Here is an 18397-nt window from a genome sequence, read left to right as displayed (position 1 = left end):
GAGTGAATAATAACGAAACAATAAAAAATAATGAAAGCACAGTAATTGAAGTTAATGTATTAGGTGATGAAAGAGGCTTACTAACTGTAATTGAAGAAAATTTAACAATACCTTTTGAAATTAAACGGATTTTTTACATTCATGGAACACGAAAAGATGTTAGAAGAGGTTTTCATGGTCATTATAAAACGAGGCAAGCGTTGATTGCTGTCGCAGGCTCATGTAAAGTCTACTTGGATAATTTAGAGAGGAAGCAAGAAGTTATTTTAGATTCACCGCAAAAAGTGTTATTGCTTGAGCCAAATGATTGGCATGAAATGTATGATTTTTCACCTGATTGTGTGCTGCTAGTGTTAGCTTCTCATTATTACGATCCTGAAGACTATATTCGAGATTATGAGTTGTTTACGGAGGTATATTCTTCGTGTTAGTAAATATAAAACCTTTGTTTAAACTGAATAAAATAGATTGGGTAATTCTATTAATTTGTTCGGTTATCTCAGTACTACAATTTATTTATTTTGTTTCTCAAAATAGTGTTGCTAGCTTTTACGATGAAGTAAGATATTATGAAATTGCAAAAAGTATATTAGCTAATGGTTTGTTTAATATTACTGATGAATTGAGAACATATTTATATCCGTTACTCATTTCTATATTTTATATGTTCACGGATGGGCGTCATGAAAATGTTAAAATGGTTTTCAGTTTTTTTCAGTTTTCCATCTATATTTTCACAATATTACTTATTGCGAAAACAGCATATAATTATCACAATAGCAAAATAATTTACTTCTCTGTAATTGTATTAGGATTTTTAAATTCTTATTTAATACAGTCTACAACACTTTTTTTAACTGACATACTTGCTTCATGTTTTGTTGTTATATCACTATTGTATCTATTAACGACTGATTTAAATAAAATTTTCAATAGTTCAGTTGTTGCTGCTTTACTTTATTGCGCAGTCCTCATTAGACCGTCTAGTGCAGTGTTTATGATATTATTTTTTCTTATTGCACTGTGTAGATTAATAATGATAAAAGATTTTAAGCCATTGAAATTCACAATAATAGGCTTGTTATTTTTAGTTATTTTTTTACCTCAAATTTATATGAATATAACCAAGTTTAATCATTTTACTCCACTAATACATTTAAATCTATTTGAGCAACAATCAATTTGGGCTACTCAATTTTTGAAATATGCTACAGTAGTAATTGATGGAGAAGACCCTGGGCTAAGATATCTTACTCCTTGGACGATAGATAGTAACATAAGTATGCTGAAACTTATGAGCACCAACTTCATAGTATTCGTTGCAGTCTTTGTTACACATATTTTCGGTATACTCGATTGGGGTTATGTTGATACATATATAAGGAATCTTTCAGTATCATCTCGAATAATACCGTCAATATTTTTATATGTTCAATGGTTTATCATTGGTCTAGGGATACTTTGGATGAAATTGCGAAATCAATTAACATTTGTGACTGTATCCTTGTTAGTCACCGCAATAGGATATACGTTTTTTATAGCTACTACTGCAATTGAGTCAAGATTCGGTTATCCTATTTATCTGATCCTATTATTTTTTTCGGGATTCGGAATAAAATTTGTAATAGAATCTTTTAAAACCAAGAAATTAATTATCTTTATATCATTTCTGATGTTACTTGTGATTTGTTTCTCGTTATACTTTAGTTATTATATTGATATTCAATCAAATAGAATATTTTGGTTCAATTGAGATTGAAAATAGTTACTAAAATCAACGTTGTAAAAGGAGAAAATATGATTCCGTTTCTTGACCTAAAAGAAATAAATATGAGGCACGAAGAAGAAATTACACAAAGTATAAAAAGTTTTTTGGATTCAGGCTGGTATATCCTTGGAAAGCAGGTCGAGGAATTTGAAAAACAATTTGCTCAGTATTGTGGAACGAAATTTTGCATTGGTGTGGCCAATGGTTTAGATGCATTGTCTCTAATAATACGTGCTTATGGGATAGGAGAGGGTGATGAAGTAATTGTTCCTTCAAATACATATATAGCAACGATATTGGCTATTTCTGCTAATCATGCATTTCCAATTTTAGTTGAGCCAGAGTTGTTGAGCTACAATATAGACCCAAATAAAATTGAAGAAAAAATTACGCCAAAAACAAAAGCGATTATGGTTGTTCATTTGTATGGTCAGGCTTGTAATATGGATCCAATTAATGCTTTGGCTACTAAGTATAACTTAAAAGTCATAGAAGATTGCGCTCAAGCTCATGGAGCGATTTATAAAGAAAAAAAAGTTGGTAATTTAGGAGATGCTGCTGCATTTAGCTTCTATCCAGGGAAAAATTTAGGAGCATTAGGCGATGGAGGAGCTATCACTTTGAATGATGAAGAAATATATTTGCAGCTAAAAGCTCTTCGCAACTATGGTTCACATAAAAAGTATGAAAATTTATACAAAGGCGTTAATAGTAGATTAGATGAACTGCATGCTGCTGTATTAAAAGTAAAACTTAAGTATCTGGATGAAGATAATCAAATTCGTCGCAGCATAGCTGAATACTATTCTGACAATATCCATAATCCATTAATTATTCTTCCAAATGTTGAACAAGTAGACGGATTATCTCATGCATGGCATCTTTATGTAATTAGAAGTAATAATAGAGCTAATCTTCAGTCATTTCTAACCAATAAAGGTATACAGACTTTAATACATTACCCTATTCCACCTCATAAACAGCAAGCGTATAAGGAGTGGAATAATGAGGAATATCCAATTTCAGAAAAAATTCACAATGAGGTCTTAAGTTTACCAATCAGCCCCGTTATGAGATTAGAAGATGCAGTAAAAGTTGCGGAGGCATTAAATGAATACAAAGAAACTGTTTAGCATTGTCATTCCTATATATTTCAATGAATCAAACATTCCATATACTATTCCTAGATTGAAGAGACTGCAAGAAATTCTCCCTGAGTATGAAATAGAATTTATTTTTGTAGATGATGGCTCGAAAGATAAATCACTTGAGTTATTGCTACTTGAAAGAAAAATTGATAGTAGAATTAAAGTAGTCAAATTGAGTAAGAACTTTGGTTCAATGTCGGCTATTCAAGCAGGTCTCCATTATGCTAAAGGGGATTGTGTGGGTATTATATCTGCAGATTTACAAGATCCCCCGGAGCTATTTGTGAAGATGATAACAAGTTGGGAGAAAGGTAATAAAGTTGTACTAGCTACACGTTCAGGAAGAGACGAAGCATTTTCCCAAAGATTATTTTCAAACTCATATTATTTTTTAATGAGACGTTTTGCTCTTAAAGATTATCCAAATGGTGGTTTTGATTTTGTATTACTGGATAAACAAGTTGTTGTAGAAATAAACAAAATCGGTGAAAAGAATACAAATATAATGAGTTTGATTTATTGGCTTGGATATTCACAAGATACATTATCATATGTTAGACAAGAAAGAGAACATGGAAAATCAAAATGGACACTAAATAAGAAAATAAAGTTGTTTGTAGATTCCTTTGTTAGTTTTTCCTACGCACCAATAAGAGTAATGTCAGTTGTTGGTATATTTACTGCTATTCTTAGTTTTTTATATGGTTTATTTGTGATTTATAATGCGATATTCGGTTTAATACCTTTAGAAGGTTGGGCTACAATAATTGCTCTAATTACATTTTTACTTGGGTTAATAATGGTAATGTTAGGTATCATCGGTGAATATCTTTGGAGAATACTGGATGAAAGTCGCAAGAGACCTGCATTCATTATTGATCAAGCTTATAGTGAGGATGATTAGATGAGTTATTTCAAACATGAGTATGCTTTGGTAGAGACTGATAAAATAGGAGAAGAAACTAGAATTTGGGCCTTCACACACATTCTAAGTGGTGCTGAAATTGGTAGAAATTGTAACATTAATGATCATACCTTTATTGAGAATGATGTCGTACTTGGGGATAATGTTACTGTCAAATCTGGTGTATATATTTGGGATGGCGTAAGAATTAAGGATAATGTTTTTATTGGCCCCAATGTTACATTTACGAACGATCTTAATCCACGATCAAAACAATATCCTAAAGAATTTGAAAAAACAATAATTAATGAGTATGCTTCAATTGGGGCAAATGCAACAATCGTTGCAGGTAATAATGTCGGGAAATATGCAATGGTCGGGGCTGGTTCAGTGGTTACTAAGTCTATTCCAAATCATACACTATGGTACGGTAATCCTGCGAAGATGCAAGGTTATGTATGTATCTGTGGTCAAAAATTGAATAATACTTATAAATGTGTAACTTGCTTGAAAGAATATAAATTTATTGATAATCAAATATCGGAAGTTAAATAAATGAATACTACGGAAAAATCTTTTGTTAATAAAATTATGATTATTATTAAGTTTGGTTTTATAGGTGCTTTGAACACCGCTTTCACATATCTACTTTATTTGGTTCTACTAAACTTTTTTTCATATTCCATTGCATATTCAATATCCTATATTGTTGGAATTGTTTTTTCTTATTTTTTCAACTCGTATTTTGTTTTTAAAATACCAGTTTCATTAAGTAATTTTTTGAGATTTCCAATCGTTTATGTCGTTCAATACTTTTTAAATCTACTTTTGATTTTTGTTTTAGTAGACAAATTATTAATATCTGAGCAGATAGCTCTGTTGATTTCAATTGTTGTGACATTTCCAATTTCTTTTGTTCTCTCTAGATATGTTTTAAAAGGAAAAAAAAATAAATAATGTTTTCAGATGTTGTAATTTATTTAAGTAAGAGTATTATTCTGGTGCTATTTTTGAAGCTGATATTGATAGCAAGAGAGATTCAACAACATTTGGGGAATGGACTGATGTAATAATAATAAGCGTAGAAAATAGACATTAGATTTTAGTGCCAATAGGTTTGGCTCATGGATTTTGCACGTTGTATGTAAAAGACTCAAGTCCTACATAGAGTAGAGGAGAGCTATTCACCAGAGAATAATCGTGGAATATTTTGGAGTGATTCCGGCTTTTGAATTAATTGGCCAGTTTATGAACCCATACTTTCTACTTAATAACCTATTATTATCACACTTAATAAATATTTTTTGACTAAACATGAATTGTTCACCTTAGTTAATCTTTGTATTGTTCAATAGAAAGTTGACGACTTTTATTGCCCTGAGCATGATTATCACACCGTATGGAATGAATGACCACACGGAAATCAACTTTAAATATGAAGGGTGAGTTAGACTCGTGAAAATACTTATTACCGGCGGTGCCGGCTTTATTGGCAGCAACTTTGTTTTATATATGATCAAAAACTATCCGAGTTATGAAATCATAAATGTAGACGCACTGACCTATGCAGGCAACCTTGAAAACTTGCGTACGATTGAGCATCACTCAAATCATAAATTTGTGAAAGCCGACATCGCGAATAGGAGTGAATTGGAGCCGTTATTTGAGCAAGGCTTCGATGCGGTTATTAACTTCGCAGCAGAGTCGCATGTGGACCGGAGCATTCTGCATCCTGAAATTTTCGTTCAGACGAATATTCTTGGCACGCAGACGCTGCTTGATCTGTCTAAGCAATATCATGTTTTGAAGTTCGTGCAAGTATCTACAGATGAGGTATATGGCACACTCGGTGAAACAGGCCTTTTCACAGAAGACACTCCAATAGCACCGAATAGCCCTTATTCAGCTAGCAAAGCAGGAGCAGATTTGCTAGTACGCGCGTATCATGAGACTTTTGGACTTAACGTTAATATTACTCGCTGCTCGAACAACTATGGACCATATCAGTTCCCAGAGAAGCTGATCCCGCTGATGATCCAGAATGCGCTTCAGGATAAGCCGCTTCCCGTTTACGGTGACGGTCTTAATGTGCGTGATTGGCTATATGTAGAGGATCATTGCAGTGCAATTGATTTAGTACTCCATAAAGGCAGCGCCGGTGAGGTTTACAATGTTGGTGGGCGGAATGAACGGAATAACTTGCAAGTTGTCCGTACTATCCTTGAGGAACTAGGCAAGCCAGAATCTCTGATCTCCTACGTCAAGGATCGCTTAGGCCACGATCGACGTTATGCGATTGATGCCGATAAAATCCGACATGAGCTAGGCTGGCAGCCAAAGTTCAATTACGAGGATGGTATCAAAGAAACGATTCGGTGGTATCTAGGCAACACGGAGTGGATGGCGCAGGTGGCATCAGGAACATACCAGCAATACTATGAAACGCAATACAAGGATCGCCTGGAGGCGAACGAATCCAATGTCTAAAATAAAAATGATCATTACGGGCGCAAATGGGCAGCTTGGACGTGAATTGACGGAATGGAAAACGGAAACGGCTGATATCATCGGTTTCGGCCGCAATGAACTGGATATTACGAGCCTTACTGCTTGCCGCAACTTATTTTCGATTCATCGTCCTGATGTCGTCATTCATTGCGCTGCCTATACGGCAGTAGATAAAGCCGAGTCCGAGCCGGACGAGGCTTTTCGTGTGAATGCAGCAGCTACCCGCAATGTTGCGGTTGCAGCTCGCGAGGTTGGTGCGAAGCTTTGTTATATAAGCACGGACTATGTATTCGATGGAACGGGCATAACGCCATACTTTGAATATGACCGGACGAATCCACAAACTGTATATGGAAAATCCAAACTCGCAGGTGAACTTGCGGTGCAGATGCTGCATGATCGATTTTTCATCGTGCGTACTTCTTGGGTGTATGGGAAATACGGCAATAACTTTGTGAAGACGATGCTGAAGATGGCAGGCGAACGTGATCAACTCAAAGTCGTGTCAGATCAAGTCGGCTCGCCGACGTATACATATGATCTGGCTGCCTTTTTACTAGAACTTGTACACACAGATTATTTTGGCGTCTATCATGCATCTAACTCCGGCATCTGCTCCTGGTATGATTTCGCCATAGCTATCTTCGAGGATAGTGCGATTTCTATTCAAGCTGATCCTTGTGCAACGGCTGATTTTCCGAGACCGGCACCAAGGCCTGCCTACTCGGTGTTGGATCATACTGCCATTCGCAGTAACGGTTTTCAACCCCTTCGTCCGTGGAGGGAAGCGTTAAACCACTATCTCAAAGACAGTGAGTGATAATTGGATGGCTACAGCCAGCGTTTGTATCGTTACCTATAATAGTGCAAATGACATAGAAAATTGCATCGAAGCCGTTCTTAGGCAAAGCTTCCCCGTTGAAAGCATTGTCATCATCGATAATGCTTCTATTGATCATACGGCTAAGCGGGTGATGCCCTATGCGGAGCAGAAGCAGGTTCAATTTATAGCGAATAAAGTGAACAACGGGTTTGCTGGTGGCCAGAATCAGGCTATTCGGCAGACCCGTTCGGATTATGTGCTCGTTTTGAATCCGGACGTGACGCTTGACCCTAACTACCTGACTGAGATTATACGTTTTATGGAGCAAAATCCGTCGGTTGGAAGTGCAACCGGGCAGCTTGTTTTTGCGTCTAATACGGAAGTGATGGATAGCGCCGGCCTTGGAATGAAGCATACAAGAAATGCGTATGACCTGGCTGCGGGGGAGCTTGCGGTCAATTGGCAAGAAACTAAGCAGGTGTTTGGCGTTTCCGGTGCAGCGGCTGTTTACCGAAGAGCAATGATCGATGACATCTCCTATTCCGAGCGATTTTTTGACGAGCATTTTTTTGCGTATAAAGAGGATGTAGACGCTGCATGGCGTGCACGCAAGCTCGGTTGGACTGCCTTCTATGTCCCAGCAGCACATGCTCTGCATCATCGAGGCTGGAAGAAGGGCGGACGCACTAATGTGCCATTGTTCGTACGCCAGCATTCCTATCAGAACCGATTTTTTACGCTGATTAAGAATGAGACGTTAGGCTGGCATTCTTTGGTGATAGCACCGTTAATAGCAGCCACGGAAATAATGAAGCTAGGTTACATTGTTCTAAAAGAACCTGGCTTGCTTCGCTGTTGGCCAGAAATTTTTCGCAGTATGCCAAGTATGCTGGCCAAACGGAAATGGCTTATTCAAAAGGCAAAACAGAGGAATCTCCGCTAGAACCATATAAATGAATCTCTATCATCATATGGTATTAAATGGGGTTCTCCTCGCTAGTTATATTTGGTACAATGCAGGTAGAGTCGAAATTTAAGGAAATGCGGGTGAAAACGGCGAATGCTAAGGCAAAACCAACGATTTCTGACGCAATTGTATATGTTGGCGGACTTGTTCTGCACATTGGTCGTATTTATGGCCGCGTATTGGCTTAAATTTTATAGCGGTCTGCTGCCAAGCTATAATTCCGTTTCATTCTCTACCTATTTACTCTGGGGAACCATATATTCATTCTCCGCCGTACTTGTAGGATTTTATTTTCAATTCTATTCACCTAAACGCCGCAAAAACTACTCCTATGAAATATTGCGTATTTTACAGATTCAGACGATCAGCTTTCTCGGGCTGTTAAGCCTTTTCTTCTTCACCCGTGAAGTACATATTTCCCGGGAATTTCTCGCCATATTTTTCGTCATGAATTTCGTAGCCATTACGGCATACCGCTATTGGGTGAAGTCGGTACTCGCTTCGTTGCGCCGCAAAGGCTATAACAAACGCTTTGTGCTGATCGTAGGCGCGGGATCTGTTGGGCGCAGCTTCTATTCCAACTTGCAGCAGCATCCCGATCTCGGCTATGAGGTGGTTGGTTTTCTAGATGATTATCAGAAGGAGCATGCACTGGAGCACCAGAACATGAAACCGATTATCGGCATGCTTAGCGACCTGCAGATGAAGCTGGATAAGGAGCCGATTGATGAGGTCATCATTGCGCTGCCGCTTCAGGCCCATGCGAAGTATGCGGAAATTATTGAGGTATGCGAGCGGACCGGCGTTAAAACGCTGATTATACCTGACTTTTTCGATTTGCTGCCAGCAAAGCCCTTCTTTGATAATTTTGCTGGTATCCCGCTTATTAACGTAAGGGACATTCCGCTAGATGAGCTCAGCAACCGCATTCTTAAACGCTGGTTCGATATTGCTTTTTCGCTGGCAGCCGTTATCTTAACCTCTCCGATTATGTTATTTATCGTAATAGGTCTCAAGCTAACGTCTCCAGGCCCAATTTTGTTCAAGCAGGAGCGCATGGGACTTGACCGCAAAACGTTCTATATGTTCAAGTTTCGCTCGATGCATGTGTCGGATGACTCGGTGTCGAACACGCAGTGGACGGTCGAGAATGACCCGCGACGCACGAAGTTCGGCAGTTTTCTTCGGCGCACGAGCTTAGATGAGCTTCCACAGTTTTTCAATGTGCTGCTGGGACATATGAGCGTGGTTGGACCGCGTCCGGAGCGCCCTTATTTTGTTCATCAGTTCAAAGAGGAAATTCCTAAGTATATGATCAAGCATCAAATTAGGCCAGGCATTACAGGCTGGGCCCAAACGAATGGCCTTAGAGGCGACACTTCCATTAAAGACAGAATCATGTTTGACATTTTTTATATAGAGAACTGGACGTTCTTCTTCGATATCAAAATTATTCTTAAAACAGTTCTGAAGGGCTTGATTAACAAAAATGCTTACTAAGAGCAACCCGGTATGCCGCGTGTCTGTCATTATTCCTACATTAAATGCCGGCCCTGATCTGAATGAGCTGCTTAAACGGCTGAAACAGCAATCTCTGCCTCCCTGCGAATTGATCGTAATTGATTCCAGCTCGAATGATGGAACGGCTGAGCTTGCCCGTGAGGCGGGTGCGTTAGTGATCCCTGTAAAGCGAAGCGAGTTCGATCATGGCGGAACCCGTAATCATGCCGCGATGCTAGCCAAGGGCGATATCTTGATGTTTATGACGCAGGATGCGATGCCGCGCGACGAGAAGCTTATCGAGGAATTGGTTAAGCCGCTGCTAATGACGGAGAAGAACGTATATGCTTACGCCAGGCAGTTAGCGAAGCCGGAAGCAAATGTGCTGGAGCGGCTAGCTAGAGAGCATAACTACCCAGCCGAATCGAAGCTTAAATCCTATGAGGATATTGATCGGCTGGGAATAAAGACGTTTTTCTGCTCCAATGTATGTTCGGCTATTCGTCGAGAGGTTTTTGAAGCAATGGGACGTTTTCAGGAGCCGGTAATTTTTAACGAGGATCTATTTATGGCTGCCAAATGCGTGCTGAGCGGGTATAGCATTGCTTATAGCGCCGAGGCAGCCGTTTACCATTCACATGATTATTCGGCTGTCGAGCAGTTTAAAAGATATTTCGACAACGGCATCTCGATGCGCTGCAACACTTGGATTACGCCATACAGCGCAGTTGGAAAGGCTGGCTCGAATTTAGTGAAGCTGCAGCTCAAACAGCTGCATAAAGAACGTCAATGGCTGCTGGTACCGAAGCTTGCAGTTGAATCGGCAGCGAAGCTGCTCGGCTACAAGCTGGGCATGAATTATCGCTTGCTTCCCTCGTTTCTTACAAGAAAATTAAGCATGCATCGACTCATTCTCACGCATATCGAGAATCAGGCGTCAGGAGTTGCTATGAAGCAATAATTCCATTGATACTATGATTATAAGCTCCGCCGAATTTCAAACTTCGGAGGGCTTTTTTTATTTGCGCCGTATACGTTCCTAACCGACCGCTCAAACTAGACACACCTGTCAGTGCCTGCACGGATGAAGGAAAGAGGTGTTAACCCCATGTGGTCAATATGGATCGCAGCGGCGCTTGCTGTTTATATATTGCAAGTTGCGGTTGTGCTTGTTATGGAGCATCGGCGCCCGGTACAGCTGACCGCGTGGCTTCTCATTGTTCTGGCATGTCCGATCATCGGATTTATGGCTTATCTCATTCTTGGCAAGGATTATGCTAGACGCAGACGAATCCAGCACTTTAAAGAAGAGACGCTTCGCTATGCAGACCAGCTTACTGAGAGAGCTGCTGTGCCCGTAGCGAGAAGAGGCGAGCAGATGAATAAGCAGGAGCAGCTCTTTCGCATGCTGAGCGGCCTAGCTTCGTTTCCTGTTACAACGAACAATAAAACATGCGTATTGACCAATGGCGAGAGTACCTTTGAATCGATTCTAGCGCAGCTGGAGTGTGCAGAGCATCACATACATATGGACTATTATACGATTCGGGACGATGACATTGGCAGACGTTTTCTGAGTGTGCTTACTAGGAAAGCGAAGGCGGGCGTAGAGGTTCGGATTGTGTATGACGGCATAGGAAGCCTTCATTTAAGCCAAACATATATCGAGGAGCTTCACTTTGCTGGCGTGCGGACAAGCTGCTTTTTACCGCCTAAGGTAGCCTTTTTCGATCGAAAGTTGAATTATCGCAACCATCGTAAAATCGTAATTGTCGATGGAAAGGTTGGCTTTGTAGGCGGAATCAACATTGGAGATGAATATTTAGGCAAAGATCCGAAGCTCGGGTTTTGGCGAGATACGCATTTGCGGCTTGAAGGAAATTGTGTGGCCTATTTGCAGGAAGTATTCATGAATGACTGGGCTTTTGCATCCAAAGAAGAGCTTTCGGGATCACGCTATATGCCTAAGCCGCCAGACTGCGGCAAGGAGCGCGTGTTGATCGTATCAAGCAAGCCGGGACAGCATAATCATAAAATCGTTGAGGTTATGTTTGCGGCGATTACAGCAGCATCCACAAGGATCTATATAACGACGCCTTATTTCATTCCTGATCCAAGCTTGACGATGGCACTTAGGACAGCGGCACTCGGAGGCGTTGATGTTCGGTTAATCATTCCGGGTATGGGCGACTCGAAGCTCGTACTGTTGGCGACTTTATCCTACATTCAAGAAATGCTTGATGCTGGCGTTAAGGTTTACCGGTATGAGAAAGGTTTCATTCATGCCAAGGTAATGATTGTTGATCATATGCTTGCTACGGTTGGTACGGCAAATGTTGACCTGAGAAGCTTGCTCAGCAATTTCGAACTCAATGCGGTACTCTTCGAGAAACAGACGATCAATCGATTAGAAGCTGACTTTATAGAGGATTTAAAGCACAGCCGTCAGTTGCATCGCGACTCCTTCTCCAGAAGGCCAAAAGGACAGAAAATGGCGGAATCCGTGCTTCATATGCTATCGCCTTTGTTATGAGTGATGAATGGCATTGCGTATTTTCGGGCATATTTTTCGAGATGGCTGTGGAAAGAGCCAGTCAAGAAAATTGAGCGAAACGTGGGAGGGTAGAACTATGACCGAAGAGGGCAATGATGAAAAACAAGCGGCGTCGGACCCGAAACATGAGGGACGCGATGATTATTTTATGGACATTGACAGAATGGTCAATGAAGGACTTGGCGGAGGAAATGTTACGCTGCAGAACGGCCTAATTGATGAGTCAACAACGGACACGATGGAGCCGGAAAAGAAATAACGGAGCAAAGCCCAGTAATGATGTGATGGCAAAAGGAGGATATGCTTCTGATGGATAAGGCACGCGCAAAGCAAATATATGATTCGGATGAGACTTTTACGGTCCAGCTCGATGCAGATTCTGTATGGATCGAAAATGTCGATGAGGCGAACGGCATGGTAACTGTAACAGTTGGCAATAACCCGGTCAATACAAAAACGGTTTCATGTGATCGGCTGAAGGAAATTGTCAAATAAACTTTAAAAGCAAAAGCATCAAAGTAACCGTATGAGCCATGCCTTCAGCATGGGTTCATATGGTTATTTTTGTACGGAAAAAAATGAAAATTTATCATAGAATGAATCAGGGAATTATTTCTTTCATTATGTGCAAGGTCAAGGAGCCAAAATGGCTGAAGGTATACAAAAACGAGGAATCGGATTTTTTCGAGCAAACATTAACGAGGGATCAGCTTGCATTAATGCTCGTACAAATGCTTGATTACGACAAGCTATCGGTCTTTATGAATAAGGATAAGGACATCACCTCTTTAAAAGACGCTTCATCCATTCAAAATAAAGGGGCCGCTGCTCTCGCTATTAAACTTGGATTGCTGACGTCCTCAGGAGGCAAGTTTCACCCGAATGCTCCCGTGACTAAAGCTCAGGCCAGCGTACTATTGATTCGCCTCGCAAACTTACAGGACAAGCTGGATACCCCGCTTATTTAAAAACGTGGAGTCAAATAAACCTGGCTGCCAATCCGGCAGCCAGGTTTTCTTCGTAAAACACTCAGCCGCCATAAGCGTCACGGAACGCTGCACAGAGCTCAGCGCGGTTAACTTCCCACAGCTCCGCGATCTCCGCACTGACATTGTCGTCCCACCAGTCGGATTGCACCTTGCGGTTGCTTTCATTTTCAACGATCCACTTGAGATTTAGAATGACTTTTTTGAAGTAGATAGCCTCTGCCTGATCCATTTTTTCTTTGGATATCCAAAGCTTCATCCGCTTTACAGTTCGGTACAGCTCGTTGCTGCAGGCCCTGCGGATTTTACGCGCGGTCGGATAGCCGGCATTATGTTTGGGCGCATTTGTTTTCATCGATAACCGACTCCTCTCTATATCCCATATGTATGCGGATCGGGAGGAGTAGGTCACTGCGGAGCCGTTATGCTCGACTGTTAATCATTAACCGTAATATATCCGACCATCGGGCCGCCATGGCGCATATCGGTATGGGTGAGGCAAATAATCGGATAAGTGCCTGCTTTCTCAGCGGTAAAGCGAACGATCGTTGTTTTTCCTTTCGAAACCTCTCCGCGAATGCCAAGGCCTTCTACGACGAACGGATGGGAGTTGCCGTTCACTCCCGTAATGTGCAGCTCAACAGGCTCGCCTTTATTGACGACAATCGAACCGGGGTCCCAGCGGTATACCTCCAGTTCCTTGCCGTCTGCGGTTGTCGTGCTGTATTCGCCAGTTACAAGCTGGAAGATACGCGGCTCTGAAGGCTGTGCGTTAACCTCCCGAGAACGGTCCCAGCTTAAGTAAACACCCGTCAGAATGATCAAGACAGCGACGACAATAAAGAGTTGAATTTGCCGCTTGCTAACAATAAAAACCTTGGCCATGAAACGCTCACCTCATCCATTCGTATCATTTAAGGCTAGTCTATGCAGGGGCTTGTCAGCACATGACAAAAGTGGAAGGCTGTCCTTATCGTATGTTAGAATAGCTTCAGCGTAAGCGTACGACCTATTTGAAGAAGGAAGGCGGATTGAGAGCAGGAATGGATTTTATTCATGAATTATTGGATGGCGTGCTGCAATGGGTGGAGAGCTTAGGTTATTTCGGTATTTTAATTGGACTATTAATTGAAGTCATTCCAAGTGAAATCGTATTGGGCTTTGGCGGATATCTCGTATGGAAAGGAGATATTTCCTTCTGGGGCGCGGTTTTTTTCGGAACGCTCGGCGCAATCGGCCAGAACTGGATTTTGTACTGGATCGGCCGATACGGCGGACGCCCAATTGTTGAAAAGTACGGCAAGTACATTAAGATCAAGAAAAAGCATGTTGATATTTCCGAGCAATGGTTTATTAAATACGGAGCGGGCATTGTGTTCACCGCGCGTTTCGTTCCTGTAATGAGACAGGTTATTTCGATTCCTGCAGGCATGGCGCGAATGAATTTTGGCTTATTCACGCTGCTCACAGCATTGGCATCGCTGCCGTGGTCCATATTGTTTGTGTATTTGGGCAGATCACTTGGCGAGAATTGGGACAAAATCGACGAGAAAGCCGCTCCCTATGTCCAGCCGGCCATATTGATTGCGATCGCATTGCTGATCGTCTATGTGTTATTCAAATTTGTACGCTCGCGCCGTAAATCGGTATAATGAAGAGTGTAAGCATACTTTTTATTTTGCGTAACCTTAAATAATAGATGAAAGAGGGATTCTGATGAGCAAGAGCATAGCAGATAAGCTGGGCAAAGGCATTAGCCCACAGCAATTTATCGACGGCATGACTAAAAACAAGGAACAATTCCTGGATTGGTCCGAGAAGTTTGTCTGGTCCGATGAAAACGATAAGGAGTATTTCGAATCGTTGAACAACCGTGATGATCTTCGCGTATTGATTTTAATGGCAGATTGGTGCGGTGATGTGGTTCGCAACATCCCTGTCGTGTTCAAAGCGCTAGAGAATAGCGGCGTTCCAACGGAGGTTCTGATCATGGAGGAGCATTTGGATACGATGGATCAGTTTTTGACAATGGGCGGACGCTCGGTCCCAGTCGTTATCATTGCTGATACAGGCGGAGCCGTTCTTGGTCAATGGGGACCTCGCCCAACGCATGTTCAGGAAGCGATGGTCGCATTCAAGAAAGAAAATCCGGATCGCGATGCGGCTGATTACCAAGACAACCTTGCTGTGACTAGGCAAGAAATTGGTCGCCGTTATGGCGAAGGTACAGGTTACCAAAGCGTTATAGTGAAAGAGCTTCGCACTTTGCTGGAGTCATTCTAAGATCGCGATGACAACGACGATGCGAATTGAAACCTTCACACTAGGACCGATTCAAACGAACGCTTATCTCATATCCGTAACCGAGCCTGCGGCAAACGAAAACGAAAAACCGAAGGAGCGGGCGATTGTCATCGATCCAGGCATGAATCCCAAAAAGCTGCTTGAGCGGCTTGAAGGCGTACAGGTGGAAGCCATTCTGCTGACGCATGCCCACTTTGACCATATGGGCGGAGTAGACGAGCTGCGCAAAGCGGCAGGCTGTCCTGTCTACATACATGATCTGGAAGCGGATTGGCTGACAGATCCGCGTAAAAACGGTTCGATGCGATGGCAGGACGTCACGCCTCCTTTATCGACCGATCCGGCCGAATATGCGCTTGCGGAGGGACAAACCTTGAAGCTGCTCGGCTTATCCTTCCGAGTCATGCATACGCCGGGGCATTCGCCGGGAAGCGTCAGCTTTCTCTGCGATAACCATCTTTTCTCAGGAGATGTGCTGTTCAAGATGTCTGTAGGCCGTACAGACCTGCCCGGCGGGCGCGAGAGGGATTTATATGATTCCATTCGCTTGAAGCTTTACAAGCTAAGCCCGGAGGTTATCGTGTATCCAGGGCATGGCGGACGTACGACAATTGGCTTTGAAATGGCCAATAACCCTTATACGGGAGCATGATGGATAGGAAGGGGCATGACGTTTGACGGATACGAAGGTTCAGCCATATATAGAGGATGCTGAAGACGGAACAGGAAAGCAGAAGCTGACAACGGAGCAAAAGACGGCTGAGAGTCAACGTATCATAGCCGGTATTGCCGCACAGCTAGCGATTCCCACCAGTAAAGTGAAATCGGCGGTCAGCCTGTTAGATGAAGGCAATACGATACCGTTTATCGCGCGTTACCGCAAGGAAATGACTGGCGAGCTCGATGAAAATGACCTGCGGTCTATTGAAGAGAAGCTGCAGTATATGCGGAATCTTGAGGAACGCAAGCGCGAGGTCATTCGGTTGATCGATGAGCAAGGCAAGCTCACGGACACTCTCCGCGCTGATATCAACAAGTCAGTGAAGCTGCAGGAGATCGAGGATCTCTACCGGCCTTATCGGCAAAAACGTAAAACAAGGGCAAGCGTGGCAAAGGAGAGAGGTCTCGAGCCGCTGGCGGATTGGCTGTGGTCGCAGCCTCGGAGCGGTGACCCGCTCACGGAAGCAGCACGTTACGTGAATGATGAGAAGACCGTTCCTACGGCTCAAGATGCCCTTAATGGCGCAATGGACATCCTTGCAGAGAACATTGCTGATGATGCGTCAATCAGAGCCTGGGTCAGAAAGTTCACCTTCGATCAAGCCCTGCTCAAAACGGATGCCAAAAACCCCTCCGAGGAAACGGTTTACGAGATGTATTACAGCTATCAAGAGCCGGTACGCAAGCTTCCTCCCCACAGGGTGCTGGCGATTAACCGCGCAGAGCGCGAGGACGTGCTTCGCGTGAACTTTGATTTGCCGTCTGAGCGCATACATGAGCATATCCAGCGGAGGCTGCTTCGCAACGGCACCGCACAAGGCGTACGTGACGTTCTAACGGCTGTTATTGAAGACTCTTATAAACGACTGATATCCCCTTCTATCGAACGGGAGGTGCGCGGTGAGCTGACCGAGAAGGCAGAGGAGCATGCGATCTCGATTTTCTCCGAGAATCTGCGCAATTTGCTTCTGCAGCCGCCGGTTCGCGGAAATGTTGTACTAGGCGTCGATCCCGCTTTTCGGACGGGCTGCAAGCTTGCTGTCATTGACGACATTGGCAAGCTGCTGGAGGTAGCCGTATCGTACCCTACGCCTCCTAACAATAAGGTAGCTGAAGCAGAAAAATTGATTAACGGGTTAATTGACAAGTACAAGGTCGAGCTGATCGTAATCGGCAATGGCACCGCGTCCCGTGAGACCGAACAGTTTATTGCAACCTTGATTGGCAAGCGCAAAGCAGCAGGAGCAGGCGGTCCTGAGCTGAAATATATCATCGTAAATGAAGCAGGAGCTAGCGTGTATTCAGCCTCTAAGCTTGCACAAGAGGAGTTTCCGTCTCTTGACGTGGCGGAGCGGAGCGCGGTTTCGATTGCACGAAGGCTGCAGGATCCGCTCGCTGAGCTCGTGAAGATCGAGCCGAAGGCAATCGGAGTCGGCCAATACCAGCATGACGTTAGCCAGAAGCGCTTGGATGAAACGCTGGGCGGCGTAGTCGAGTCAGCGGTCAACCATGTTGGCGTTGATGTCAATACGGCATCAGCGTCGCTGCTCTCCTATGTAGCTGGAATTAATGCGACAATCGCCAAAAACATCGTAAAGTACCGCGATGAGAACGGTAGATTCGTGAAGCGTAACCAATTGCAAAAGGTGCCTAGGCTTGGCGCCAAGTCCTACGAGCAATGCATAGGCTTCTTAAGAATTGCGGAGCCTGTCAATCCATTAGACAGTACGCCGATCCATCCGGAGTCGTACGATGTGGTAGACAAGTTGTTTAATGAGCTCGGTCTTAAGCTGAAGCAGCTCGGCTCTGATGAGCTGAAAGCAAAGCTTGCGGAGCTGGACGCAGACCGCATTGCCCCTACGCTTGGCGTGGGTGTTCCGACGCTGCGCGACATCATGGACAGCTTGCTTCGGCCAGGCCGTGACCCGCGAGAGGAGCTGCCTCCACCGATCTTCCATACGGACGTGCTGAACATCGAGGATTTGTCCCCAGGGATGGAGCTGCACGGAACGGTGCGCAATGTCATCGACTTTGGCGCTTTCGTGGATATCGGCATCAAAAACGACGGACTCGTCCATATTTCCCAATTGAGCGATAAGTTTGTCAAAAGGCCGATGGACGTCGTATCCGTCGGTGATACGGTTACGGTGTGGGTGCTTAGCGTGGATCTCAAAAAAGGCCGCGTAAGCTTAACCATGCGCAAGCCTAACTAACA

At 43.2% G+C, this 18397-nt stretch carries 21 protein-coding genes; 19 read left to right on the top strand and 2 right to left on the bottom strand.

The window, feature by feature from the left end; translation table 11 throughout:
* Positions 1-2 precede the first annotated feature (2 nt).
* From FHS16_RS04500 to FHS16_RS04430, 15 genes are all read left to right on the top strand, one after another.
* The gene (locus FHS16_RS04500; RefSeq protein WP_312890772.1) at positions 3-431 is read left to right on the top strand and encodes a sugar 3,4-ketoisomerase; all 429 of its coding nucleotides are present in this window, start codon (positions 3-5) and stop codon (positions 429-431) included.
* Complete coding sequence (locus FHS16_RS04495; protein WP_183559257.1) at positions 425-1753, top strand: hypothetical protein; 1329 nt, start codon at positions 425-427, stop codon at positions 1751-1753. The genes FHS16_RS04500 and FHS16_RS04495 overlap by 7 nt, the downstream gene beginning before the upstream one ends.
* 44 nt (positions 1754-1797) lie before the next feature.
* Entirely contained in the window at positions 1798-2901 is a 1104-nt protein-coding gene (locus FHS16_RS04490; RefSeq protein WP_183559255.1) for a DegT/DnrJ/EryC1/StrS family aminotransferase, read from the top strand.
* Positions 2879-3820: a glycosyltransferase family 2 protein gene (locus FHS16_RS04485; RefSeq protein WP_183559253.1), complete on the top strand. Its 942-nt coding sequence runs from the start codon at positions 2879-2881 to the stop codon at positions 3818-3820. Before FHS16_RS04490 ends, FHS16_RS04485 begins: the two co-directional genes overlap by 23 nt.
* Positions 3821-4375: an acyltransferase gene (locus FHS16_RS04480; RefSeq protein ID WP_183559251.1), complete on the top strand. Its 555-nt coding sequence runs from the start codon at positions 3821-3823 to the stop codon at positions 4373-4375.
* Entirely contained in the window at positions 4376-4777 is a 402-nt protein-coding gene (locus FHS16_RS32580) for a GtrA family protein (protein ID WP_183559249.1), read from the top strand. It abuts the gene before it with no gap.
* Between the two features lie 498 nt (positions 4778-5275).
* A complete protein-coding gene (rfbB, locus tag FHS16_RS04470) occupies positions 5276-6307 on the top strand; it encodes a dTDP-glucose 4,6-dehydratase (RefSeq protein WP_183559247.1) in 1032 nt (343 codons plus the stop codon).
* A 1-nt stretch (position 6308) separates the two neighbouring features.
* Positions 6309-7148, top strand: a complete 840-nt coding sequence (rfbD, locus tag FHS16_RS04465) for a dTDP-4-dehydrorhamnose reductase (RefSeq protein WP_183559711.1) — start codon at positions 6309-6311, stop codon at positions 7146-7148.
* 7 nt (positions 7149-7155) lie between these two features.
* The gene (locus FHS16_RS04460) at positions 7156-8094 is read left to right on the top strand and encodes a glycosyltransferase family 2 protein (protein ID WP_183559245.1); all 939 of its coding nucleotides are present in this window, start codon (positions 7156-7158) and stop codon (positions 8092-8094) included.
* A gap of 117 nt (positions 8095-8211) precedes the next feature.
* A complete protein-coding gene (locus tag FHS16_RS04455; protein WP_183559243.1) occupies positions 8212-9618 on the top strand; it encodes an undecaprenyl-phosphate glucose phosphotransferase in 1407 nt (468 codons plus the stop codon).
* Complete coding sequence (locus FHS16_RS04450) at positions 9608-10579, top strand: glycosyltransferase family 2 protein (protein WP_221226254.1); 972 nt, start codon at positions 9608-9610, stop codon at positions 10577-10579. Before FHS16_RS04455 ends, FHS16_RS04450 begins: the two co-directional genes overlap by 11 nt.
* A gap of 147 nt (positions 10580-10726) precedes the next feature.
* On the top strand, positions 10727-12151 hold the full coding sequence (gene cls / locus FHS16_RS04445) for a cardiolipin synthase (protein ID WP_183559241.1): 1425 nt from the start codon (positions 10727-10729) through the stop codon (positions 12149-12151).
* Between the two features lie 97 nt (positions 12152-12248).
* Positions 12249-12431, top strand: a complete 183-nt coding sequence (locus FHS16_RS04440; protein WP_183559239.1) for a hypothetical protein — start codon at positions 12249-12251, stop codon at positions 12429-12431.
* A 50-nt stretch (positions 12432-12481) separates the two neighbouring features.
* Positions 12482-12667, top strand: a complete 186-nt coding sequence (locus tag FHS16_RS04435; RefSeq protein ID WP_183559238.1) for an H-type small acid-soluble spore protein — start codon at positions 12482-12484, stop codon at positions 12665-12667.
* A gap of 128 nt (positions 12668-12795) precedes the next feature.
* On the top strand, positions 12796-13140 hold the full coding sequence (locus FHS16_RS04430) for an S-layer homology domain-containing protein (RefSeq protein ID WP_183559236.1): 345 nt from the start codon (positions 12796-12798) through the stop codon (positions 13138-13140).
* A gap of 61 nt (positions 13141-13201) precedes the next feature.
* Here the strand turns inward: FHS16_RS04430 and FHS16_RS04425 are convergent, their stop codons facing one another.
* Together FHS16_RS04425 and FHS16_RS04420 are read right to left on the bottom strand one after the other, a co-directional pair.
* Positions 13202-13513, bottom strand: coding sequence for a dehydrogenase (locus FHS16_RS04425; protein WP_183559234.1), 312 nt, complete (start codon positions 13511-13513; stop codon positions 13202-13204).
* A gap of 80 nt (positions 13514-13593) precedes the next feature.
* Positions 13594-14043, bottom strand: a complete 450-nt coding sequence (locus FHS16_RS04420; RefSeq protein WP_183559232.1) for a cupredoxin domain-containing protein — start codon at positions 14041-14043, stop codon at positions 13594-13596.
* Between the two features lie 158 nt (positions 14044-14201).
* Here FHS16_RS04420 and uptA point away from each other — a divergent pair, with 158 nt between their 5' ends.
* The 4 genes from uptA (at position 14202) to FHS16_RS04400 (ending at position 18395) form a co-directional block, all read left to right on the top strand.
* The gene (uptA, locus tag FHS16_RS04415; RefSeq protein ID WP_183559707.1) at positions 14202-14810 is read left to right on the top strand and encodes an undecaprenyl phosphate transporter UptA; all 609 of its coding nucleotides are present in this window, start codon (positions 14202-14204) and stop codon (positions 14808-14810) included.
* A gap of 64 nt (positions 14811-14874) precedes the next feature.
* On the top strand, positions 14875-15441 hold the full coding sequence (locus FHS16_RS04410) for a thioredoxin family protein (protein ID WP_183559230.1): 567 nt from the start codon (positions 14875-14877) through the stop codon (positions 15439-15441).
* A 7-nt stretch (positions 15442-15448) separates the two neighbouring features.
* The gene (locus tag FHS16_RS04405; RefSeq protein WP_246431590.1) at positions 15449-16114 is read left to right on the top strand and encodes an MBL fold metallo-hydrolase; all 666 of its coding nucleotides are present in this window, start codon (positions 15449-15451) and stop codon (positions 16112-16114) included.
* Between the two features lie 22 nt (positions 16115-16136).
* Positions 16137-18395, top strand: coding sequence for a Tex family protein (locus tag FHS16_RS04400; protein WP_183559225.1), 2259 nt, complete (start codon positions 16137-16139; stop codon positions 18393-18395).
* Positions 18396-18397 lie beyond the last annotated feature (2 nt).

Source organism: Paenibacillus endophyticus (assembly GCF_014192395.1).
Classification (GTDB): Bacteria; Bacillota; Bacilli; order Paenibacillales; family Paenibacillaceae; genus Pristimantibacillus; species Pristimantibacillus endophyticus.
The sequence above is the reverse complement of the archived record's forward strand: the minus strand, read 5'-3'. Positions and strand labels throughout refer to the sequence as shown.